Here is a 21800-nt window from a genome sequence, read left to right as displayed (position 1 = left end):
CGCGTGATCTGTTTGCGCAGCGCCCGTACGACCGGCCTCCCGGCCGCGTACTCTGTCCCCCACCTTTTCCCCACGCATGAAGTGAGCCTCCGGCCATGCCCACAACACCTGAAATGTCGATGGACATGACGACCTCCGGCGACACCGGCCTTCTCGACACGCTGCAACACGAGGTGGCCGTCTTCGCCCGCCGTGCCGAACAGACCCGGCTCGGCGGGGTCGGGCAGGTGCGCAACTCCATGGACCGCGCCGCGTATCTGCTGCTCAACCGCCTCGACAAGGAAGGCCCGATGGGCGTCAAGGCGCTCGCCGCGAGCATGGGCATCGACTCGTCGACGGTGACCCGGCAGGTCGCCCCGCTGGTCGACACCGGGCTCGTGAAGCGGACGTCGCACCCCGAGGACGGCCGCGCGGTCGTCCTCCAGCTCTCCCCGCGCGGTCAGGCCCGCCTCGACGAGGTCCGCTCCTCACGGCGGGAGCTGATGGCCATGTTGACGGAGGACTGGGAGCCGGCGGAACGTGAACAGTTCTGCACGCTCCTCACGCGCTTCAACAGCGCCCTCTCCGCACGCCAGGCCGGACAGTCCACTCCCGGCGCGGAGGGCGATCCCGCGTCCTGACCCCGGCGACCGGGAAATCCGCACCGTCCCCCTCGTACCGCGTCCTCGTACCGCGTCATACCGCCTCGTACCGCGCTCTTGACCGGGGGTGGGCGCCTGGCCTCATATGAGACCGGGACCGTCCCTTCTCGGCACCGTCCCTGCTTGGCACCTCTTGGCACCTCTTGGCATTTCCTGGCACTTCTGGCTCTTCCGGCGGGAGGCACGGTGCGACAACGGCACGCGTCGCAGGACGCCCGCCGGGCCCGGGAGTTCGAGGCGTTCGTCGCGGGCGCGGCAGGACGGTTGCTGCACGCCGCGACGCTCCTCACGGCGGAGCCCCCCGACGCCAACCCGCGCGCGCGGCGCCTGCTCACGCACGCGCTCGCGCACACGTACGCGTACTGGGACCGGCTGCGCGGCGAGGACCCGTACGACCGCGCCCGGCAGCAGCTCGCCGTGCGCTTCGCGCGGGGGGCGTGGCACGCGTACGGCCTCGCGCGCGTGCCGTGGATCGGGCGCCACGGCTGGGGCACGTCCCGTACGGAGCCGGGTGGGGTGCTGGTCCGGCTCACCCCGCAGGAGCGGCTCGTCCTCGTGCTGCGGATGTACGAGGGGGTGGCCGAGGAACAGACGGCCGCCCTGCTCGCGCTGTCCGTGGAGCGCGTCCGGGCGATCACCGCGCGCGCGACGGCGACGCTGCTGCGTCCTCCACGCGGTCCCGCGACCGCCCTACCCACGGTGGCGCCGTCATGAACGGGACCGACCGCAAGGAACAGGCCGTACGGAGCCTCCTGGAGGGCACACAGCCCGCCGTGCCGCCCGAGCTGTACGGGGACGCCGTACGGCGCGGTGCGCGCATGTTGCGGCGCCGTACGGTGCTGCGCCGGCTGCTGTGGTTCGTGCTGGCCGTCGCCGTGGTGGCCTTTGTGGTGTGGGCGTCGCTGGCCCGCCCGTGGGTGGAGCCGCCGGCGGACACGACTCCACCGCTCACCGGCTGGTAGGACCGGCCTTTCCGGAGCGGCCTCTCCGGACCGGCCCTTTCGGACCGGTCCGGGCCGGTCCGGCCTTCGTCAGCCGAGTGCCTGCTGAAGGTCCGCGAGGAGGTCGTCGGCGGACTCGATGCCCACCGAGAGGCGGACCAGGTCGCCCGGCACCTCCAGGGCCGAACCGGCGACCGACGCGTGCGTCATACGGCCCGGGTGCTCGATCAGGGACTCGACGCCGCCCAGGGACTCGCCGAGCGTGAACACCTTCGTCCGGTCGCACACCGCGACGGCCGCCTCCTCGCCGCCCTCGACCTGGAAGGACACCATGCCGCCGAAGCTCTTCATCTGCTTCGCGGCGATCTCGTGTCCCTGGTGGTCCGGCAGCCCCGGGTAGAGCACGCGCGTCACGCGCGCGTGGCGGGTCAGCATGTCGGCGACACGGACCGCGTTCTCGCTGTGCCGGTCCATGCGCACGGCGAGCGTCTTGATGCCGCGCAGCACCAGCCAGGCGTCGAACGGTCCGGCGACCGCGCCCATCGCGTTCTGGTGGTACGTCAGCTCCTCGCCGAGCGCCGCGTCGCTGACGACCAGGGCGCCGCCGACGACGTCCGAGTGGCCGCCCATGTACTTCGTCAGCGAGTGCACGACGACATCGGCGCCGAGGTGGAGAGGCTGCTGGAGGTAGGGGCTGGCGAAGGTGTTGTCGACGACGAGCCGGGCGCCCACCTCGCGCGCGATCTGCGCGATCACGGCGATGTCCGTGATGCCGAGCAGCGGGTTGGACGGCGTCTCGACCCAGATCACCTTGGTCTTCGGCGTGATCGCGGCCCGCACCGACGCCGGGTCGCTGGTGTTCGCGACGGACCACTCGACACCCCAGCGGGCGACGACCTTCGCGAACAGCCGGAACGTGCCCCCATAGGCGTCGTCGGGGATGACGACATGGTCGCCGGGGCCGAGCAGGGTCCGCAGGAGGCAGTCCTCGGCGGCCAGGCCCGACGCGAACGCGAGTCCGCGGACACCGCCCTCCAGGGCGGCGAGGTTCTGCTCCAGGGCCGTCCGCGTCGGGTTGGCGCTGCGGCTGTACTCGTAGCCACCGCGCAGGCCGCCGACGCCGTCCTGCTTGTAGGTGGACACCTGGTAGATGGGCGGGACGACCGCGCCGGTCAGGGGATCCGCGGTGTTGCCCGCGTGGATCGCGACGGTCTCGAAGGCGTGCTCGGGGTGCGCGTGTGTGCTGGGCCCGTGCGTGGTGTGCGAGTCGCTCATGGGCACCGAGGGTAATGCGGGGACGGCCCTGGTGAGCACCGGTGAGACTGCTAGTCATGTGACGGGTTCGCCAATTGTCGGACCCGTCTGGTTCGCTGGACGCATGGAAATTCTCTGGGTCCTGATCGCCGTGGTCATGCTGGGCGCGGTCCTCGGACCGATGATGCTGCGCAGGCGCGGCGGGATCCGCCTGGCCAACCCGGGCTCACCGGACGCCGCGGACCCCGCGAACTACGGCTTCCTGCGCCAGGAGGAGCTGGACGTGCGGATGCCAGGGCCGGACCAGGACCTCGAAGACGTCCTGGACGTGGTGCAGCACACCCAGGACTGGCGCGCCGCGTCGCAACTGCTGGCGGGCACCGGCATCGAGGGCGAGGAGCGATGGCAGCGGGTGCAGGCGTTCGCCGGCGCCGCGTCGCTCGAACTGCGGCAGCGGCCCGGCGGGGTCAGTGAGAGCCCCGGCGGGCAGTGGCTGCGGGTCTGGCGGGCCGAGGCCCCGAAGGACGCCGGGGGCGCCGCCGTGCACGCCGAGTTCCTGGTCCAGCAGGCGTGGCGGACGGCCACGCCCGGGACGGACGAGTTCCGGATCATCCTGGAGGAGGCCCGCGCCGCGTGCGGTGAGGCCGCCCTGCTCTCCCCCGGTGACCCCGTTCCGTACATCGTGGAGCTGTCCATCGCGCGCGGGCTCGCGTATTCGCGCGAGGAGTTCGAGCAGCTGTGGCTGAAGATCCTCGACCGGGCGCCCGCGCACATGGGGGCGCATCTCGCGGCCCTGCACTACTGGTGCGAGAAATGGCTCGGCTCCCGCGAGGTGGCCTACGCCTTCGCCGAGGCGGCGGCGGCCCGCTCCCCGCAGGGCTCCCTCCTCTCGGCCCTGCCCCTCTTCGCGGTGTACGAGCATCTGCCGGAGATCACGCTGGTACGCGGCTTCTACGAGAGCGAGGTCGTCCGCAAGGCCATCGAGGGCGCCCTCTACGCGGTCCACACGGCCCGCTCCGACGACCCGATGCTCGCCCACGTACGCCACCTGCTGCTCTTCTTCCTGGTCCGCGGCGAACGCTGGGGCGAGGCCATGAACCAGCTCACCCACGTCGACGGCCACGTGGGCGCCCTTCCGTGGACGGTCGCGGACGATCCGGCGGCGGACTATGCGGTGTACCGGGCGTTGGCGGTGGCGGGGTACGAGGCGAACGGGGGGAGCCCGGCGACGCTGACGCAGTGACGGGGTGGGGGTGTCCGGTCCGGGAGTGGGCGGGACCTCGGGGGATGGAATTCCCGGTAGGCGTCGCACGTTGTTGTTTCCGTATCCGATTGCCGAGGAGTCCGCATGTTCCTGCACAGCCGTACACCGCAGCTGCCGACGCCGGAGCAGGCCCTGAAGGGTCGCCCCGAGCCGGCCTTCACGGTGCCCGAGCGCCACACGGTCCTCGGCACCCCGCTCCTCGGCCCGTATCCCGAGGGACTGGAGATCGCCGACTTCGGCCTGGGCTGTTTCTGGGGCGCCGAACGCAAGTTCTGGCAGACAGAGGGCGTCTGGACGACACTCGTCGGCTACCAGGGCGGTACGACGCCGAACCCGACGTACGAGGAGGCATGCTCGGGTCTCACCGGCCACACGGAGGCGGTCCGTGTGGTCTACGACCCGAAGGTCGTCCCGTACGAGACGCTGCTGAAGCTTTTCTGGGAGTCGCACGACCCGACGCAGGGGTTCCGCCAGGGCAATGACGTGGGCACCCAGTACCGGTCCGCGATCTACACCCACTCGCCGGCGCAGGCTGCGGCGGCGGAGGCGTCCCGCGAGCGGTACCAGCGGGTGCTGTCGGCCTCCGGCCACGGCACGATCACCACGGAACTCCTCCCGGCGGAGGGCCGCCCGTTCTATCCGGCGGAGGCATACCACCAGCAGTACCTGGACAAGAACCCGGCGGGCTACTGCGGAATCGGCGGCACAGGCGTCTCCTGCCCGATCGGCGTCGCTCCCGCCGAGGGCTGAGCACTGCGTCTTCAATCAGGAACGGCAGCGCACGCTCTACGGAGCGCGCTGTCTCCTGAGGATCTCGCTGCCATCGCCCTGATCGACCCCCAGGATCAACCGGCTGATCAGGGCGGGCCCGACGCCGAACCGCTCTGGGGCGTGTTCGCCGCGCTCCAGAGGTGGGAGTTCCTGGTCCGGCGCATGGAAGGTCCGTGGTCCGACACCAAGTACTACATGGTGTACGAGTACCTGGACCAACTGACCTACAGAGACACCCTCGAAGACTTCGCCCACGCGATGACCCCCGCCCTACGGGACCAGTTCCTACGATCGATCGCCCCCTTGGACCACCGCTACAGGGCGGCCACGGTGGACGATGACGGCACCGAACTCGCCCAGTACTGGAAGCCGCTCAGGGACGGCCGGGAAACCCGTTGGTGGTGGACCCGAAGGCCACGCGCCTTGCCACCGGGCTGGTGACTCCGGCTCACCCAGGGGGATTCGGGGACGTAAGCGGCGGCAAAGGTGTGATCAGGGGTTGACGGGAATCCAACTGGTGTCCGCGTGTGCACGGTGGGTAGCGTTGGTTCGCTTCAGCTACCCCCCTACCTCGCCAGGAGTCCCCCGTGAACCGCCCCGCCCGGCTCGTGCCGGCCGCCCTCGTCACCACGGCCGCCCTGCTGCTGACCGCCTGCGGCTCCGGGGAGGACGACGGATCGTCCTCGGACAAGATCAAGGGGGCGGGCAGAGAAGGGAGCGCCAGCGCATCGGCGTCCGCCTCGGCATCGGCGGCCACCGACGGCCGCCCGGAGATCACCCTCCCGAAGACGTTCCAGGCGAACTTCGAGAGCTGGACGAACAGCGACCCCAAACTCCAGGCGATCATCAACGATGGGCGCGAGGAACTGCGTTCGAAGTACGCCGCGATCACCGAGTCCGCCCCGGACTCCGAAGCGGTGGCTTTCTACAACTCGGGGAACTCGCTCGCGACGGCCCGCACATGGATCAAGAGCTTCGTGGACACCGACGACAGCCTGATCGGCGAGGTCAGGGTCTACAACCCACAGGTCCACATCAACAACACGGGTTCCGGCGTCCTGTTCTACTGCGTCGACGAACGCAAGGCGTCCACCAAGAACCGTAAGACCGGCAAGGTCACGGCCACCCCCGACAAGCCCGAATCCGTACTCCAGTACCGCGCCCGGTTGGACAAGACCGCGCAAGGGGTCTGGAAGACCGTCTCCCTGGAGACCGTTGCCGGGGGGTGCGGCTGATGCGGCCAGCCGCGAAGGTGTGCGCCCTCGTGATCGCCTCATCGGTCTTCACCTCAGCCTTGTCCTCGACGGCGTCCTATGCCGTCGGAGACAAGGACAACCAGTCGCCCCCACCACCCGGCCCCTCCGGAAACGCGTCCGGCAACACCCTCACCGCCGAAGCCAGTGCCACGTCCATTCAGGTCACGCACGTCAGCGGAGGCGGTTCCGGTGGGAAGTCGCGCAAGGCGCTGGTGCCGGTGGATCCCAACTGGCGGCCCCCGGCGTGCTGGTACGAACCCGTTGCCACGCCCGCGCAGCTGAAAGCGGGCGTCGACCGGCTCAAGCAGGGCGGGGATCTGGTCCGGGTCACCCCCACGCTGAGCTGGGGCGAGGACCTGATGGTCAGTCACTACGAGAAGGGCGAGGGCCAGTCCGGCGGCGAGGACGGTTACAAGGACTACAACCTCGGCGAGGACGGCATGTTCTGGCGCGGGGTGATCAACAAGAACCGCGAGAACGACCCCGCGTCCTACGACTGCGAACGCAATCTGTTCTGGCAGGACGCCAACACCGTCCCCGACGATCCCAACGCCCCCACCCCCGATGTCCTCGCCGCCTACGCCTACGACAAGATCCAAGTTCCCGACACCGAGGTCGAGTTGAAGCCCGAGGGGCGGTCCACGGTGAATCTGCCTACCTGGGTGTGGCTGGATCGGGGGACGTTCAAGGACGTCAAGGTGCGGGCCGAGTTGCCGAACACGAATCTCTGGGCCGAGACGACCGCGAAACCGGTGGCGTTGCGGCTCAAGCCCGGTACCGGCGACGCCGAGACCCACCCCGTGTCGGGACAGTGCCGGATCAATGACGACGGTTCCATCGGCACCCCGTACACCAAGGGCGACGCGGGCGACACCCCGCCGTGCGGCATCACGTACCGGCGGGCGTCGGACGGGGAGCCGTACCGGCTGACCGCCTCGATCACCTGGGAGATCTCCTGGGAGGGCACGGGCGGCACGGGAGACGACCTGCCGGACGGGACCTTCGCGACGACGCAGGACATGGCCGTGCAGGAGGTTCAGTCCATCAACCGCTGACCTCACCGGTCGGTCTGTTTCGGTGCCTCGGCGCGCGGGCCGTATGCCGTCAAGAAGCGGTCGCGGAACGTGTCCATGCGCCACAGCGGCGCGTCCGGGCCGGGTTTCAGGCCCTCGTCCCAGCCCCAGTCGGCGATCCGGTCGAGTACGGCGGGGTCGCGCGCGACGATCGAGACCGGCACGTCACGGCTCGCGTGGTCGCCGGTGACCGTCGGGACGGGCTGGTGGTCGCCGAGGAAGACGAGCACGGTGTCCTTCTTGCCGTACTTCTCGACGTACGAGATCAGGCTGGTCAGCGAGTACTCGATGGCACGGCGGTACTCGGCGCGGACCTGGTCCGGGTCCTTCCACACGTCCTTGGGGTCCTTGCCCGCCGCGTGGACGGCGTCGTACACCGAGCCGTCCCCGATCTCGTCCCAGCCGAGGGTGGACGGGATCGGGGCCCACGGATTGTGGCTGGACGTGAGGATGATCTCCGACATCAGCGGCCTGTCCCCGTCGCTCCGGCCGTGTTCCAGGCGTTCGAACGCGGACAGCGTGTACTGGTCCGGCATCCGCGACCAGCTGAACTTCGGGCCCTGGTAGCCGAGGGTGCGGGAGTCGTAGACGTGGTCGAGTCCGTAGAACCGGCCCTCGGGCCAGGCGCGGGTGACGCCCGGCATGATGCCCACCGTCCGCCAGGCACCGGTCCGTTCGAAGGCGCCGGTGACGGTGAGCCGCTCGCTGGACGTGACACTGCGGTAGCGCTGCTCGTTCTTGATCCACAGGCCCGACAGAAAGGTGGAGTGGGCCAGCCAACTGCCGCCGCCCGCCGTGGGCGAGGTGAGGAACGCGCTGCGCGACGCGTACTCGGCCGCGCGCAACCGGCTGGTGCCGTCCGCGAGTACGGCGCCGACCTGCGACGCCATCGCGGGGTCCTCCACCGCGGTACGGCCGTAGCTCTCGATGAACGCGAAGATGACGTCCTTGCCGCGCAGCCCGGTGAGCAACTGGTCGGGCGGGGTGCTCGCGAACGGGTCGTCGGCGGCCTCCTTCGCGAACTCCCGTTCGTCCGCGAGACCTTGGCGGATGCGGTCGGCGCGGTCCTGGACGCCCATCGCCACACTGTCCGAGGCGATCGGTACGCCCGCGATCTGCGCGCCGAGCGCCGCGCACACCACCCAGACGGTCCCGGCGACCAGCGTGCCACGGGTCGCCAGGGCGCTGTGCCGGACGAGGAGGCGGCTCAGCCGGACGACCGCCAGCGTGATGAGGACGAACAGCGCCACGACGAGAACGGCGACCCCGACGACGGTTCCGATCGCACCGGCCCGCCCGACCGAGTCCTGGAGGAACGCCTCCGCGTCGTCGAACAGGATCCAGTCGAGCACCGGGTCGAAGGGGCGGGCCAGGGTCGAATAGAAGCCCATGTCAAGGAAGTTGAGGAACGTCAGCACACCGAGTCCGAACCCGGCGGCGACAGCGGCGAACCGCCGTGCGCGGGGCGGCAGCACCAGCAGCAGGGCGACCCCGCACACACCCTCGACCGGGACGCGCGCGAACTCACCGGGCGTGAGGCCGTCGAGTCGGTCGGGCAGCAGGAGCGCGGCGATGACGAGGGCGGCGGCGAGGGCGGTGGTGGTACGGGATGCGGTACGGGCGAACACGGGGTGCCGCTCCCGCCAACTACCGTGAGTCGCTGGGGTGTTGTTCGTGCCAATGTCCTCGTCGGGCGCGGCGGTCGGCGGCGGGTCCTCCGGGGTCACCGCCGCGTCAACGGCCGGCATCTGCTGAGTACGCGTGAAGAACGACAACCCGAAGGCCCTTCCGTACGGAACCCGGTGGTGGCTCCTGTGTGTACGGGCGGCAGGGAGCTTCGGTTCAACTCCACCGCGATGAATCCCCGGACGGTGGGACCCGGTGCATACGGTCCAGGTCGCCGGCCAACAGGTCCCCGTGCTCGATGACGAAGTCCCCGTTGGGCAGGGACCCGTTGACGTGGACACCCATGACCGTGTCGGGCAGGAACGCGCGCAGGGCGTGCCGCATATCGGGCGCGTAGTGCACGGGCTTACCCCAGCCCTCCGATGCCTCGTCCGTGCCGACGATCACCCAATGGTCCACAGAGACAAGGCTGTTGAGGTCCGGTACCCCGCCAGTGTGGCAGTCGAGCGCCGGGAGGGTCAGCCGGTCCGGGTCGGTGGGCGGGTACCACATGAGGAGCGGCTTGGCGCGGGTCGCCTCGGCGTTGTCGAAGCAGCACACGGCGATGGCGTGCCCGGGGTACCGCTCCGCGTAGAACGCGAAGAGGGCGGGGTCGAGCCGGGGTCGCCGGTGCTCCGGCACCCGGGCGAGGGCGGCGGGGACGGCGTTCGGGTCGGTGGCGAGCAGCACGGTGTAGATGTCGTGCTCGAACACCTCGACCTCGGCCTCCGCGCTCATCCAGGCGATGTCACCGGACGGCCCCCTGAACCGGGGCCGGACGGCGGCGACCATCCGCTCCAGTACGTCCGGACTCCGGCCCACGGAAAGGAAGTTGTCCCGGCTCATCCGGGCCGTGGGCAGCGGCAGCAGCATCGCGTTGGGTCCGTCGGCCAGATTCACCGCCGTGTTCTGATACCCGAGCACATGGACCAGCCCGTACGAGGCGTGCCGCAGCCGCCCGGCGTACAGCGTCGTACCGGAGAACTCGGCCTGGTCCAGGGAGACACACATAGGGTCACGGTACCGAGCGGTCACAGTGGACCGAGCGGATCGAGCGGCTTCGTCCCGCGCCGGGCCAACTCCGCGATCAACCGGGGGATTTCATCGCCCCCACCGGAAACGACACCCCCGTACCGCCCAGCCCGCAGTACCCCGCCGGATTCTTGTGCAGGTACTGCTGGTGGTACTCCCGGGCCGGATAGAAGGGGTGCTCGGCCGCCGGGAGGATGTCCGTGGTGATGGCGCCCCCCGATCCGCCACCGCGTCCGGCGGCGGACAGCGCCCGCTGGTACAGGGCGCGGGTCTCCTCGGCCGCCGCGTGCTGCGCGGGGGAATGCGTGAAGACGATCGACCTGACGTGGGTGCCGACGTCATTGCCCTGGCGGAAGCCCTGCGTGGGGTCGTGGGACTCCCAGAACAGGGCCAGCAGGGCACGGTACGAGACCCGGGCCGGGTCGAAGACCACCCGTACCGTCTCGGCGTGCCCGGTCAGTCCGGTCCGCACCTCGTCGTCCACCGGATACGGCGTGAACCCGCCCTGGAACCCGACCAGCGTCGTCCGGACACCTCCCGGCAATTGCCAGAACCGCCGCTCCGCACCCCAGAAGCACCCCAGCGCGAAGTCCGCGACCTCGCATCCCTCGGGGTAGGGCCCGAGCAGGGCGGTCCCGAGTACGGCGTGCTTCTCCGGGACCTCGTACGCCGACGCCGACCGGCCCGGCGGCGCCTCGTCGGGTGTGGGCATCCGCACCCCTCGACCCCGTCCGAACGACATGACGTCCCCCTCACTCCCGCACTCCCGACGGCAGCCCGGTACCGGACTTCTGCCCCGCCCATGGTGCGAGGAATCAGAGGAATCAGCGGCCGTCCGGGGTCGGCCGGTGTTCCACGTACGGTTGCCCGCCTGGGAGTCGGTGGCCCTCGATCTGCACCGGCACCTGCGCGCCCACGCGGACACCGTCCCGGACGACGCCCGGGTACGGGCACTGATCGCGCGGCTCCAGGACACCCGGCCGGACCTGGCGCACTGGTGGGCGTGCCGTTCGGTGGGCGGTTTCGCGCCGCGTGAGATCGAGGTCCGGGGCGGCTCCGGGACCGCGCGCTACGAACTGACACTGCTGGATCTGGGCATCGGCCACACCCTGCTGGTGCACACACCCGTCACCTGAGCCGTCACCTGACGATCTGCTCCGCCAGCGTCGCCGCCGTGCCCAAGATGTCGTAGCCGGGCGGCACCCCGGGGACCAGGATCGCCGTGCCCTCGATGTTGCGGGTGCGCAGCGGAAGGATCTCCTGGTAGGCGTCCGACGCGTACCAGCTCCGGGCGTTGTCCATGTCGGGGAAGGCGATGACCACGACCGTGCCCGGCCAGGGTTCCTCGACGATCTCGACGGTCGCGCCGTGCACGAGGAACCGGCCGCCGAAGGGGTCCAGGGTCGCCTGGATCCGCTCCATGTACGTGATGATCTCGTCGTTCAGCTCGGCGGGGTGCAGATGGGCGATGGCATACGCGGTCATGGGGCCCTCCGGTTCGAGGCGTACGGAACAGTCGAGGCACCGGTCGGAACCGGTGCCTCGATACTCGTCCGCACACTTCCGGAGGTCGATTACCCCAGAAGTAAGGCGGTCAGATGGTCGCGGTGTCGATCACGAACCGGTACCGCACATCACTGTTCAGCACCCGCTCGTACGCCTCGTTGATCTGGCTCGCCTCGATCAGTTCGATCTCGGCGCCGAGCCCGTGCTCCGCGCAGAAGTCGAGCATTTCCTGGGTCTCGCGGATGCCGCCGATGCCGGAGCCGGCGAGGGTCTTGCGGCCCGACAGGACCGAGAACAGGTTGAGCGAGATGGGCTCCTCGGGGGCGCCGACGTTCACCAGCGCGCCGTCCGTCCGCAGCAGCGACAGGAACGCGTCGAAGTTCAGCGGCGCGGACACGGTGGAAAGGATCAGGTCGAACGTGCCGCGCAGCTTCTCGAAGGTCTCCGGGTCGCTGGTCGCGTAGTAGTGGTCGGCGCCCAGCCGCAAGCCGTCGTCCTTCTTGCGCAGGGACTGCGACAGGACGGTCACCTCGGCGCCGAGCGCGTGCGCGATCTTCACGCCCATGTGTCCGAGCCCGCCCATACCGAGGACGGCGACCTTCTTGCCGGGGCCCGCGTTCCAGTGCTTGAGCGGGGAGTACGTGGTGATCCCCGCGCAGAGCAGCGGCGCGGCGACGTCGAGGGCGAGGCCGTCCGGGATCCGTACGGTGTAGTTCTCGTCCACGACGACATGTGTGGAGTAGCCGCCGTAGGTGGGGTCCCCGTTCTTGTCGAGGCCGTTGTACGTGGGGACGTTGCCCTTCAGGCAGTACTGCTCCAGGCCGGCCTCGCAGTTCTCGCACTCGCGGCAGGAGTCGACCATGCAGCCGACGCCGACGCGGTCACCGACGGCGAACTTGGTGACGCCGGGGCCGACTTCGGCGACGATGCCGGCGATCTCGTGACCGGGCACCATGGGGAAGATGCCCTCGCCCCAGCCGTCGCGGGCCTGGTGGATGTCCGAGTGGCAGATACCGGCGAACTTGATGTCTATGAGTACGTCGAACTCGCCCACCGGACGGCGCTCGACGGTGGTGCGCTCAAGGGGTGCCTTGGCGGAGGGTGCGGCGTACGCGGATACGGTGGTCATGCCGGGGTTCTCCTCGGGGTGGTCGTGTGCCCGGACATCTCAGGTCGGCACGTCGGTGCCGAGTGCCTGGGCACGTTCACCAGCCTCGCGCGACGCGCGCCGATCACCCAGCCCCCCGCTCTGCCTACGACCAGCGGTCCTACTACTGACGGGGACAGGCTCCGGGTCCTACGACCAGGGCAGTGCGGGAATACTGGGCTCCATGGACGAGTCGCCGAACGCCCGGCCGACCGGCGCCGACCGCGCGCTGGACCTGCGGGCCGAGCTGAGTGAGTTCCTGCGCTCCCGGCGGGCCCGGCTCAAGCCGGAGGACGTGGGGCTGCCGGAGTACGGGCGGCACCGGCGGGTGCCGGGGCTGCGGCGCGAGGAGCTGGCGCAGCTCGCGGGTGTCTCGGTGGCGTACTACACGCGTCTGGAGCAGGGCAACGGCCGCAATGTGTCGGCGGAGGTCCTGGACGCCATCGCGCGGGCGCTGCGTCTGACGGACGCGGAGCACGCGCATCTGAGTCATCTGGCGAAGCCGAAGAACCACAAGAAGAAGAAGGCGGAGACCCGGCAGCAGCAGGTCCGCCCGGCGCTGGCGCAGCTCCTGGACGCGATGGACGGCGTACCCGCGTACATCGTGGGGCGGCGGTCGGACGTGCTCGCCTGGAACCGGCTGGCGGCGGCGCTGTTCGGCGACTGGGGGTCGCTTCCGGCGCAGGAGCGGAACTGGGCGCGCTTTGTGTTCCTCGATCCGGCGTCGCGGGAGCTGTTCATCGACTGGGACGGCAAGGCCGCGGACATCGTGAGCACGCTGCGGATGGACGCGGGCTGCTATCCGGACGATCCTCGGCTGTCCGCGCTGGTGGGCGAACTGTCGGTGAAGAGCGACGAGTTCCGGCGGCTGTGGGCCACGCACGACGTGAAGGAGAAGGGCCACGGTGTGAAGCGGCTGCGGCACGCGGTGGTCGGTGAGCTGACGCTGCCGTTCGAGTCGTTCCGGCTCGCCGACGACGCCGACCAGATCCTCGTGACGTATCACGCGGAGCCGGGGTCGCCGTCGGCGGAGGCGTTGCGGCTGCTGGCGAGCTGGGGCTCGAACACGGTCACGTCCGTGTAGTCGTACGCGCCGCTCAGGGCCGGTACGGCGGTGCGGCGCCCCAGGTCCAGTGGGGTACGGGCTGCTCGGTGGGGCGCGCCGCGTCCGGACCGGAGAAGTAGACGGCGAGCCGGGTGCCCCACTCGATGTAGGCGGCGAACGCGGACCGGAACTCGGCGTCCGTCGGCAGTCCCGCCTCGTCGGCGGCGTCGTGCATCAGCTCGACCCAGCGGCGCCGCTGCCGCTCGGTGATGCCCTTGCCGCCGTGCATGGCGACCATGTGCCCGTGCCCGCCGTGCTCAGCGGAGTAGGCGGCCGGGCCGCCGAACACCTCGCTCAGCCAGAGCGCGACATGCGCGGCGTGCTCGGGTGGCAGATCGGCGAAGAGCGGGCCGAGGAGTTCGTCGCCGACGACCTTGGCGTAGAAGGCGTCGGTGAGCCGCGCGAAGGCGTCCGCGCCGCCCGCCCACGCGTACAGCGTGGGTACCGCCGCGCCGGGCCCGCGTACGGTGGTCGGCTTGTAGTGGCGCATCTCCTGGATGTCCGCGCGGTACGGCCCGATCGCGGCGAGGAAGTCCTGGAAGGCGTCGGACTTCCGGAACCCGTCGAGGTGATCCTCGGTGGAGGTCCAGGTGATCCGCAGGATGTAGTGCGCGAAGTCCTCCTCGCACCGCGACAGCTCGTAGTCGACGCACTGCGGAGCGGTCGCCAGCTGTACGGCGGCACGCGAATAGGCGTCCAGGAATTCCGCGGACCGTGCTTCGGGGATGCGGTACCGGATGTACTCGACGGTCTCGGTGGTCATGGACCAAGAGAAACACGGAACGGCCCGCCGGGACCAAGGATCCCGGCGGGCCGCCCGCCGATCGCGCGTTCAGCGCGTTACGGCCGGATGACCGACCGTATCGCTGCGACTACTTGCCGTAGTACGCGTTGTAGATCGAGATCGTCGACTTGTTGCCCTTCTTGTCGGCGATCTTGGCGTGGAAGGAGATCGCCTTGCCCTTTGCCGGGTTCTTCACGGAGACCTTGCCGTTCTTGACGTTCAGCTTCTTCCAGGTCTGCCCGTAGTCGTACGAGACGTACACCGACAGCGACTTGAGGTTGCTGCCGGCCGCCGCGCCCTGGACCGTGACCGGCACCGACTGGGTCTTGCCCGCCGGGGCCTTGGTGTCCAGGCCGACCGCCGCGTTGAAGCGGACCGTGGAGACCGGCAGCTTCGTCAGACTCGCGCTCTTCTTGGAGCGGAACGTCCAGCTCGCGTCGATGCGAGTGGTGGCCGCGGCCACCTTCACACTGCGCTTGACGGACGTCGTCAGCTTGTACGCGGCGTCGGCCGACGGGACCTTGAACTCCTTCACGCCGAACAGCGGGTCGTCGTTCTCGCCGATCTTCGTGGAGCCCTTGTACAGCGTCGTCTTCACCGAGAGGAAGTCCGAAGAGCCCGCGTGCGTCTTGCCGTCCGCGAACAGCGGCACCAGCCCGTAGATGCTGTTCTCGTCGCGGAACACGCCGTAGTCCCCGCCGATGCGCGGCCCGAAGACGCCGGTGTTGAACGTCTTGGAGTAGGTCTGGCCGGCCTTGAAGGTCTGGGCGTTGCCGAGGGTGTAGAACGCCTCGCTGATCGGGAAGCCCTCGGCATCCTGGCCGCGGTACTGCTCGAAGTCGAAGCTCCACTCGACCTTGTTCGACGTCGAGAGGTGGAACGTGCGGGTACCGGGGAGCTTCTGCGGGACGAGGATCGCGGAGGCGCCGCCGCCTTCGTCCGTCCAGCCCCACGCCGCGATCGAACCCTGCTTGCCGCTCGCGGCGGCGCCCATGGCCACCTTCACGGTGGACAGCTCGCTCGCCTTGTAATGCTTGGTGAAACCAGTCGCGAGCCGCTTCAGCTTGCCCTGGTGGAGCTGGGTCGAGTACTCAGTGGCCGCGCCCTTGGTCCAGTGCCCGTCCCACTGCTGCGACAGCGACCCGTCCGTCATGTCCGGACCGAGGTGCGCGGTACGGAACTTGGCGTAGGAGGGCAGCAGCGCCTCGAAGCCAAAGCCGCCGTCGCGGTTCTCCACCAGGTACCCCGGGGCGGCGAACTCCATCTGGGTGCCCTGCGCGGGCACCGTGATGTCGACCGGCTTGGTCGTGCGCGCGTCCAGCGTGACCGTCGTGTTCTTGGTGACGCTCAGCTTGGGCTGGGCGATCCAGTCGAGGCCCTGGGTGGAGTCCTCGGGGTCCACGGCGATACGGCTGTCCACGATGTACGTGCCCTTGGGAACCCGGACCGTGGCCGTGCCGGACGGGTCGTCGGCCGAATAACTCTGGTAGAGGCCAAGGCCCGAGGTGCCCACCAACATGTTGTCCGTGTACGAGGCGGGCTTGCCGTCGCGGTCGATGCTCTTGACGGTGACGTCGTACGACTCCACCTCACGGTCGACCGCCGCGGCGGTGCGGACCGACTGGCCGTCGCCCGTCGCGACGACATACGCCGAGTAGGCGCCGTCGAGGGTGCCGCCCAGCTTGGTGTTCGCGGTCAGCGGGACGGACGCCTTGCCGCCCGCCGGGACGGTCACCTTGGTCGCGCCGAGCGTGAAGAACCCGGCCGGAGCGGGCCGCCCCTTCGGGTCCTTGGCCGTCGCCTTCAGGTCGAGGGTGACGTCCTTGGTGCCGAGGTTGCGGTAGCTGATCTCCTTGGTGACCGGGGCGTCGTCGGTGTGCGGCCACTGCGCTACACCGAAGCTCACCGACACCGGGTCGGCGATGACGGTCTGGTCGAGTGCCTTGTCGACCTGGATCCGCCCGCTGCCCTGCTCGAACGGCGTGTATCCGCCGTCCTTCGTGGTGCCGGTCAGCGCACCCTTCAGCTCGGTGTACTTCCAGTCCGGGTGCTTCTGCTTGAGGATCGCGGCGGCGCCCGCGACATGCGGGGTCGCCATCGACGTACCGTCGATCGTCAGATACCCGGGCGGGTTCTGGCCGACCTCCTGCTCGATGAGGCTGCCCGGTGCGGCGGCGGCCGTGATGGAGACGCCGGGGGCGGTGACATCGGGCTTGACGGCGCCGTCGCCGACGCGCGGCCCGGTGCTGGAGAAGTCGGCCAGCTTGTCCTTCTTGTCGACGGCGCCGACGGTGAGCGCGGCGTCCGCGCTGCCCGGCGAACCGATCGACTGCGGGCCCTCGTTGCCCGCCGCGATGGCGAACAGGATGCCCTTCTCGGCCGACAGCTTGTTGACCACGGCCTCCAGCGGGTCGACCTCGGGACTGTCCGGGCCGCCCAGGCTGAGGTTGACGACGTCGGCGTTCTGCTCGGCCGCCCACTCCATGCCGGCGATGATGTTGGAGTCCTCGCCGTACCCGTCGTCGCTGAGGACCTTGCCGTTGAGCAGCTTCGCGCCCGGGGCGACGCCCTTGTACTTGCCCCCGGACTTGGCGCCCGTACCGGCCGCGATGGACGCGACGTGGGTGCCGTGGCCGTAGCGGTCCTTGGCGTCGGCGGAGACGGAGAAGTTCTTCTCGCCGACGACCTGGTTCTTGAGGTCCGGGTGGGTCGCGTCGACACCGGTGTCCAGGACGGCGATCGTGACGCCCTTGCCGTCGAAGTCCTTCGCCCACGCGGCGGGCGCGCCGATCTGCGGGACGCTCTTGTCGAGGCTGGCCTTGCGGACGCCGTCGAGCCAGACGCGGCTGATGCCGGACGCCGTGGTCCGGGCGCCGTCGCCCTGGGCGCTGGTCACCGCGTCCCACAGCTCGGACGCGTCCCGCTTCGGCGTGGTCACCGCGTCCGCGTTGAGGCTCTTCAGGCTCCGGCGGAGCTGGGTCTCACCGGCGGAGCGGACGTCGGCCTTGGCGCCCGTGGCGGTGCCCCGGTAGCCGACGATGACGCGCAGACCCTGCTTCTGGGCCTTGCGGTTGGCGGCCTTGTTCAGCTCGGTGACATCGAAGAGGCGCCGGTCGAGCTTGCCTTCGTTGATCAGCCGCTGGGCGTCGAAGGGTATGACGAGGGTGTGCCCGTCGACCGTCCGGGTCTGTACGGGTATCCCCTCACGGCCCTTGGCGCGCTCCAGGCCCGCGACGCGGCCCTTGGCGTCGAGGACGACACGGTCACCGGTGATGAGCGTGATCCGGCTCTTGGCCGCGAGGTCCGCCTGGCCGGGTTTGGCGGCGGACTGGGCCGCCGGTCCCGTCGTGCGCTCGTCCGCCGCCGACGCCGGGTTGGTCATCCCCGCCGCCAGGGCCACGGCTGCCGCCGCGGCGATCGTGGACACGCACGCCCTTTTCACTTGACTGCGCAAGTTCTCCCCCTGGAGATGAAAAGAACCGGACGAACCGGGGGTTCATCCGGCCGGGGGGTGTCCCGCACACATGCACGTATCCCCCCGGGATACGCAGTATGCCGGGGGGATGAGTCGTGCTCAATAGTGGGGCTGATGTGAAGACTTGATTCAACTGAGCGTCATGTCTGTGCCCCGACTGTGCCTTGCCTATGTCTTGTCCATGTCGTAGTCCATGGCAGCTCCATGCCTCGCCTACGTCCGCTCGGTCACCTTGATGCGGCCCTTGCGGATGGTCGCGAGCCGGGACGCGCGGCGGGCGATGGCGCTGTCGTGGGTGACCATGACGAAGGTCAACCCGTGTTCCTTCCAGAGACCTTCGAGCAGATCCACGATCTCGTCGCGCATCGACTCGTCGAGGTTGCCCGTGGGTTCGTCGGCGAGGAGCACCTTGGGCGCCTTGACGAGGGCGCGGGCGATGGCGACGCGCTGCTGCTGGCCGCCGGACATCTCCGACGGCAGATGCCGCAGCCGCTCCCCGAGCCCGACGGACTTCAGCGCGTCGGCCGCCTTCTCACGCCGGTCGGCGGCCTTGAGCCCGAGCGGTACGAGGGCGGTCTCGACGTTCTCCTGCGCGCTCAGCGTGGGAATGAGGTTGAAGCTCTGGAAGACGAACCCGATGGATTCGGCGCGGACTTTGGTGAGCCGTGCCTCGGGCAGCTTGGCGAGATCGACACCGTCCAGCTCGACGCTCCCGGAGGTGGGGCGGTCGAGTCCGCCGAGCATCTGGAGCAGCGTCGACTTGCCGCCCCCGGTGGGCCCTTGGATGACGAGCCGGTCCCCGTCCCCGATGACGAGATCGACCCCGTCCAGGGCGTCGACGGTCTCCTTGCCTCTGCGGTACTGCTTACTGACGTCTTTCAACTGGTACATGGTGCTACTCCTGGTGGGGCGGGGGGTGTGCCGTTGCCTCGGGGAACCTCATGGGCGAGTGGGCGGGCGGGACCTGCCCTTGTCCGGTGGACCGGCGGCTACTCGACCCGGCGCAGGGCGTCCGCGGGGCGCAGCCGCGAGGCCCGCCATCCGCCGAACCCGCCGGCGATGAGCCCGCCGGCCACGGCGAGGCCGACCGCGAGGGCGATGGTCGTCGCCCCGACGGGTGCGCTCAGCGCGATGTCGAGCGTCTGGTTCCCGGCGGACTGGATCGCACCGCCGCCACCACCGCCGCCGCCGATCATCCGCGGGCCGCCGCCGGAGGCACCCGCGCCGGAGGCCAACTCCGCCGTCAGCGTGGGACTTATCGCCGTCACCACATACGCCCCGATCAGGCCGATGCCGATGCCGAGCGCACCGCCGACCAGACCGTTGACGACGGCCTCGCCGACGACCTGTCGGGTGACCCGGCCGCTCTTCCAGCCGAGGGCCTTGAGGGTGCCGAACTCCCGTACGCGACGCGACACCGCGGACGAGGTGAGCAGTCCGGCGACGAGGAAGGCGGCGACGAGGACCGCGATGGACAGCCACTTGCCGACGTTGGACGCGAGGTCCGACGCGGTGGAGAGGGAGCCGGAGACGGTGCTCGCCAGATCGGCGGACGTGGTCACGGTCGTTCCGGAGACGTTCTTCTGGATGGCGCTCTTGACGGCGTCGATCTGCTGCGAGTCCGCCACCGACACATACACCGTGGTGATCTTGGCCTTGGAGTCGGAGAGGGTCTGCGCCTGCTTCAGCGGGATGTAGACGTTGGCGGCGGCCTGTCCGCTGTCGGCGGTGGCGATCCCGACGACGGTGAACTTGGTGCCCTTGACGGTCACCTTGTCGTCGAGCGCGAGGTCTTCCTTCTTCGCGTAGGCGCTGTCGACCACGGCGACCTTGGCGTTGGTCTCGGAGGTCTCGAAGGTACGGCCCTTGGTGATCTTCGAGGAGGTGAGCGGGCCGAGCGCGGGCCGGGTGACGTCGGTGCCGTAGAGGGTGAAGGAGTTGACGTCGAACGCGGCGCCGCCACCGCGGACCGAGCCACCGCCGCCACCGCCACCGCCACCGGGTCCGCCCTGTCCGGGCTGGGCGGGCTTGGCCTGCTCGAACTCGCCGGGCTTGAAGTCGCCGCTGACCTTGAGGTCGACCAGGCTGAGCCCGCCGACCGCGTCCGCGACGCCCTTCTGGTCGGCGACCGTGCCGACGGTGGAGTCCTTGAGGGTCTCGAAGCCCTGGACCATCAGCCGGTCGCTGCTCTGTTCGCCGCCGTCGTCCTTGGCGTCGAACTCGAACCGGGGCCGCTGCGGCTGTTCACCCTCCTCGGGCGTGGCCGCGGCCTTGGTGACCGTCATGTCGGTGCCGAGGCCGTACAGCGATTCGAGGACCTTGTCCTGCGCCTTGTTCATGCCGGACGACACGGAGTTGACGACGATGACCAGCGCGATGCCGAGCGCGAGCCCGGAGGCGACGACGAGCGCCGCCTTTCTGCGGCGGCGCAGTTCGCGCCTCAGATAGGTGAAGAACATGCCGCGAAGCTAGGGACATCGCGTGATGAAGGGATAAGCCCTGGGTGAGAGCCGGATGAGAAGTGCGGGTGCCCCCGGCCGCAGCGGCCGGGGGCACCTCGGTTTAGTACGTTCGGTGACGGTCGGTCAGACCGCCGAACCGGCCTTCCACTGCGCCCAGTCGAGGTTCCAGCCGTTGAGGCCGTTGTCCGGCTGGATCGTCCTGTCGCCGGTGTTCTGCACGACGACGACATCTCCGACGATGGAGTTGTCGTAGAACCAGGCACCCGGCGTGCTGGAGTCGCCTGCGCCCTTGGCGTCCTGGAGGCCGACACAGCCGTGGCTGGTGTTGACGCTGCCGAAGATGGAGCTGGCGCCCCAGTAGTTGCCGTGGATGAAGGTGCCGGAGTTCGACAGACGCATCGCGTGCGGGACGTCCTTGATGTCGTACTCGCCCTTGCCGTCGTCGTCGGTGAAGCCGACCGTCGCACCATTCATCCGGGTCTCCTTGAACTTCTCGGAGATCACCATCTGGCCCTGGTACGTCTTGTTCTGCGGGGAGCCCGCCGAGATCGGGATGGTCTTGACGACCTTACCGTCCTGGCTGACCTTCATCGTCTTCGTCTTGGCGTCGACCACGGAGACCTGGTTACGGCCGATCTTGAAGGTGACGGTCTTCTGCTGCACGCCATAGATCCCACCGGCGCCCTGGACACCGTCGAGGTCCAGCTTCAGCGTGATCGTGGAGTTCTCGGTCCAGTAGTTCTCGGGGCGGAAGTCCAGGCGGTTGGCGCCGAACCAGTGCCCGACGACCTCCTGGCCGGTGCTGGAGGAGACGGTGATGCCGCCCTGCACGGCCGCCTTGTCGGTGATCGCCTTGTCGAAGTTGATCGACACGGGCATACCGACACCGACGGTCGAGCCCTGCTCCGGCGTGAAGTTGCCGATGAAGCTGTTGGCCTGCGAGACGGTCGTGAACGACGCGTTCTCATGGGCCGTGCGGCCGTCCGCGTCGTCCGCCGTCGCGGTGATCTTGTACGTGGTGGCGCGCGAGAGCTGTCCGTTCGGCTGCCAACTCGTCTTGTCGGCGGATATCGCGCCATCGACAGCGGTGCCGTCGGACGTCTTCATCGTCACGGCGGTGAGCGTGCCCTTGCTCACCGTGACCTTCGCGTCGTTGTTGATACTCGCGTTGGTCGAGCCGTCCTTCGGGGTGATCTTGATCTGGGCCACGGACGTCTTCTTGGCGGCGGCCTCGTCGACCTGGGCCTGCGACGTCTTGCTGCTGTCGGCAGAGGGGCTGCTTCCGCTGCTGCTCCCACTGCTGCACGCGGAGAGCACCAGCACCCCGCCGAGCAGTGCGGACGCGGTCATCAGACCCTTGCGTCGCCTACTGTCCGTCATCACTCGCTTCTCCATCGTCACCGATCCGAACCCCGAGAAATCCC

The 21800-nt window shown here is 69.5% G+C and carries 21 protein-coding genes; 10 read left to right on the top strand and 11 right to left on the bottom strand.

The features are described 5' to 3' along the window. The first annotated feature begins 95 nt into the window (after positions 1-95). The 3 genes from ACFVT5_RS02640 (at position 96) to ACFVT5_RS02630 (ending at position 1603) form a co-directional block, all read left to right on the top strand. Positions 96-620, top strand: coding sequence for a MarR family winged helix-turn-helix transcriptional regulator (locus ACFVT5_RS02640; protein ID WP_389880619.1), 525 nt, complete (start codon positions 96-98; stop codon positions 618-620). A 207-nt stretch (positions 621-827) separates the two neighbouring features. Beyond that, positions 828-1355 carry a sigma factor-like helix-turn-helix DNA-binding protein gene (locus ACFVT5_RS02635; protein ID WP_389880617.1) on the top strand — a complete coding sequence of 176 codons (528 nt, stop codon included), beginning with the start codon at positions 828-830 and terminating at the stop codon, positions 1353-1355. Further along, on the top strand, positions 1352-1603 hold the full coding sequence (locus ACFVT5_RS02630) for a hypothetical protein (protein ID WP_389880614.1): 252 nt from the start codon (positions 1352-1354) through the stop codon (positions 1601-1603). Before ACFVT5_RS02635 ends, ACFVT5_RS02630 begins: the two co-directional genes overlap by 4 nt. 69 nt (positions 1604-1672) lie before the next feature. On the opposite strand, the gene ACFVT5_RS02625 is transcribed toward ACFVT5_RS02630, so the two are convergent. Continuing rightward, positions 1673-2857: a cystathionine gamma-synthase gene (locus tag ACFVT5_RS02625; protein ID WP_389880613.1), complete on the bottom strand. Its 1185-nt coding sequence runs from the start codon at positions 2855-2857 to the stop codon at positions 1673-1675. Between the two features lie 103 nt (positions 2858-2960). Here ACFVT5_RS02625 and ACFVT5_RS02620 point away from each other — a divergent pair, with 103 nt between their 5' ends. The 5 genes from ACFVT5_RS02620 to ACFVT5_RS02600 all read left to right on the top strand — a co-directional run bounded on the left by ACFVT5_RS02620 (position 2961) and on the right by ACFVT5_RS02600 (position 7182). Beyond that, positions 2961-4079, top strand: coding sequence for a hypothetical protein (locus ACFVT5_RS02620; protein WP_389880611.1), 1119 nt, complete (start codon positions 2961-2963; stop codon positions 4077-4079). A 105-nt stretch (positions 4080-4184) separates the two neighbouring features. Then, positions 4185-4850, top strand: a complete 666-nt coding sequence (gene msrA, locus ACFVT5_RS02615; protein WP_389880609.1) for a peptide-methionine (S)-S-oxide reductase MsrA — start codon at positions 4185-4187, stop codon at positions 4848-4850. 141 nt (positions 4851-4991) lie between these two features. Further along, positions 4992-5312 (top strand): hypothetical protein, encoded by a 321-nt coding sequence (locus ACFVT5_RS02610; protein WP_389880607.1) that lies wholly within the window; start codon positions 4992-4994, stop codon positions 5310-5312. A 146-nt stretch (positions 5313-5458) separates the two neighbouring features. Beyond that, positions 5459-6106: a hypothetical protein gene (locus tag ACFVT5_RS02605; protein ID WP_389880606.1), complete on the top strand. Its 648-nt coding sequence runs from the start codon at positions 5459-5461 to the stop codon at positions 6104-6106. Continuing rightward, positions 6106-7182 carry a hypothetical protein gene (locus tag ACFVT5_RS02600; RefSeq protein ID WP_389880604.1) on the top strand — a complete coding sequence of 359 codons (1077 nt, stop codon included), beginning with the start codon at positions 6106-6108 and terminating at the stop codon, positions 7180-7182. The genes ACFVT5_RS02605 and ACFVT5_RS02600 overlap by 1 nt, the downstream gene beginning before the upstream one ends. A gap of 2 nt (positions 7183-7184) precedes the next feature. Here the strand turns inward: ACFVT5_RS02600 and ACFVT5_RS02595 are convergent, their stop codons facing one another. The 3 genes from ACFVT5_RS02595 to msrA (ACFVT5_RS02585) form a co-directional block, all read right to left on the bottom strand. Next, positions 7185-8948 carry a sulfatase gene (locus ACFVT5_RS02595; protein ID WP_389880602.1) on the bottom strand — a complete coding sequence of 588 codons (1764 nt, stop codon included), beginning with the start codon at positions 8946-8948 and terminating at the stop codon, positions 7185-7187. A gap of 94 nt (positions 8949-9042) precedes the next feature. Next, positions 9043-9876: a hypothetical protein gene (locus ACFVT5_RS02590; RefSeq protein ID WP_389880600.1), complete on the bottom strand. Its 834-nt coding sequence runs from the start codon at positions 9874-9876 to the stop codon at positions 9043-9045. A 76-nt stretch (positions 9877-9952) separates the two neighbouring features. Beyond that, entirely contained in the window at positions 9953-10639 is a 687-nt protein-coding gene (gene msrA / locus ACFVT5_RS02585) for a peptide-methionine (S)-S-oxide reductase MsrA (protein WP_389880597.1), read from the bottom strand. Between the two features lie 106 nt (positions 10640-10745). Here msrA (ACFVT5_RS02585) and ACFVT5_RS02580 point away from each other — a divergent pair, with 106 nt between their 5' ends. Next, complete coding sequence (locus ACFVT5_RS02580) at positions 10746-11033, top strand: hypothetical protein (protein WP_389880595.1); 288 nt, start codon at positions 10746-10748, stop codon at positions 11031-11033. A gap of 4 nt (positions 11034-11037) precedes the next feature. Here the strand turns inward: ACFVT5_RS02580 and ACFVT5_RS02575 are convergent, their stop codons facing one another. Both ACFVT5_RS02575 and ACFVT5_RS02570 read right to left on the bottom strand, forming a co-directional pair. Further along, positions 11038-11382 carry a DUF1330 domain-containing protein gene (locus ACFVT5_RS02575; RefSeq protein WP_389880593.1) on the bottom strand — a complete coding sequence of 115 codons (345 nt, stop codon included), beginning with the start codon at positions 11380-11382 and terminating at the stop codon, positions 11038-11040. A gap of 109 nt (positions 11383-11491) precedes the next feature. Beyond that, complete coding sequence (locus ACFVT5_RS02570; protein ID WP_389880591.1) at positions 11492-12532, bottom strand: NAD(P)-dependent alcohol dehydrogenase; 1041 nt, start codon at positions 12530-12532, stop codon at positions 11492-11494. 202 nt (positions 12533-12734) lie between these two features. Between ACFVT5_RS02570 and ACFVT5_RS02565 the strand changes: the two genes are divergently transcribed. Then, positions 12735-13634, top strand: coding sequence for a helix-turn-helix domain-containing protein (locus ACFVT5_RS02565; protein ID WP_389880589.1), 900 nt, complete (start codon positions 12735-12737; stop codon positions 13632-13634). A gap of 13 nt (positions 13635-13647) precedes the next feature. On the opposite strand, the gene ACFVT5_RS02560 is transcribed toward ACFVT5_RS02565, so the two are convergent. The 5 genes from ACFVT5_RS02560 to ACFVT5_RS02540 form a co-directional block, all read right to left on the bottom strand. Then, positions 13648-14418, bottom strand: a complete 771-nt coding sequence (locus ACFVT5_RS02560) for a group II truncated hemoglobin (RefSeq protein ID WP_389880587.1) — start codon at positions 14416-14418, stop codon at positions 13648-13650. 109 nt (positions 14419-14527) lie between these two features. Beyond that, positions 14528-17881: a S8 family serine peptidase gene (locus ACFVT5_RS02555; protein WP_389880994.1), complete on the bottom strand. Its 3354-nt coding sequence runs from the start codon at positions 17879-17881 to the stop codon at positions 14528-14530. Positions 17882-18127: 246 nt separating this feature from the next. After that, complete coding sequence (locus ACFVT5_RS02550) at positions 18128-18805, bottom strand: ABC transporter ATP-binding protein (RefSeq protein WP_389880586.1); 678 nt, start codon at positions 18803-18805, stop codon at positions 18128-18130. A gap of 98 nt (positions 18806-18903) precedes the next feature. Further along, on the bottom strand, positions 18904-20373 hold the full coding sequence (locus tag ACFVT5_RS02545) for an ABC transporter permease (RefSeq protein WP_389880584.1): 1470 nt from the start codon (positions 20371-20373) through the stop codon (positions 18904-18906). A 126-nt stretch (positions 20374-20499) separates the two neighbouring features. Then, on the bottom strand, positions 20500-21756 hold the full coding sequence (locus tag ACFVT5_RS02540) for an Ig-like domain-containing protein (RefSeq protein ID WP_389880582.1): 1257 nt from the start codon (positions 21754-21756) through the stop codon (positions 20500-20502). Positions 21757-21800 lie beyond the last annotated feature (44 nt).

Origin of the sequence: Streptomyces sp. NPDC058001, from assembly GCF_042886315.1 — a bacterium.
Classification (GTDB): domain Bacteria; phylum Actinomycetota; class Actinomycetes; order Streptomycetales; family Streptomycetaceae; genus Streptomyces.
Note: the sequence above shows the minus strand (reverse complement) of the source record. Positions and strands in the feature narration are given on the sequence as shown.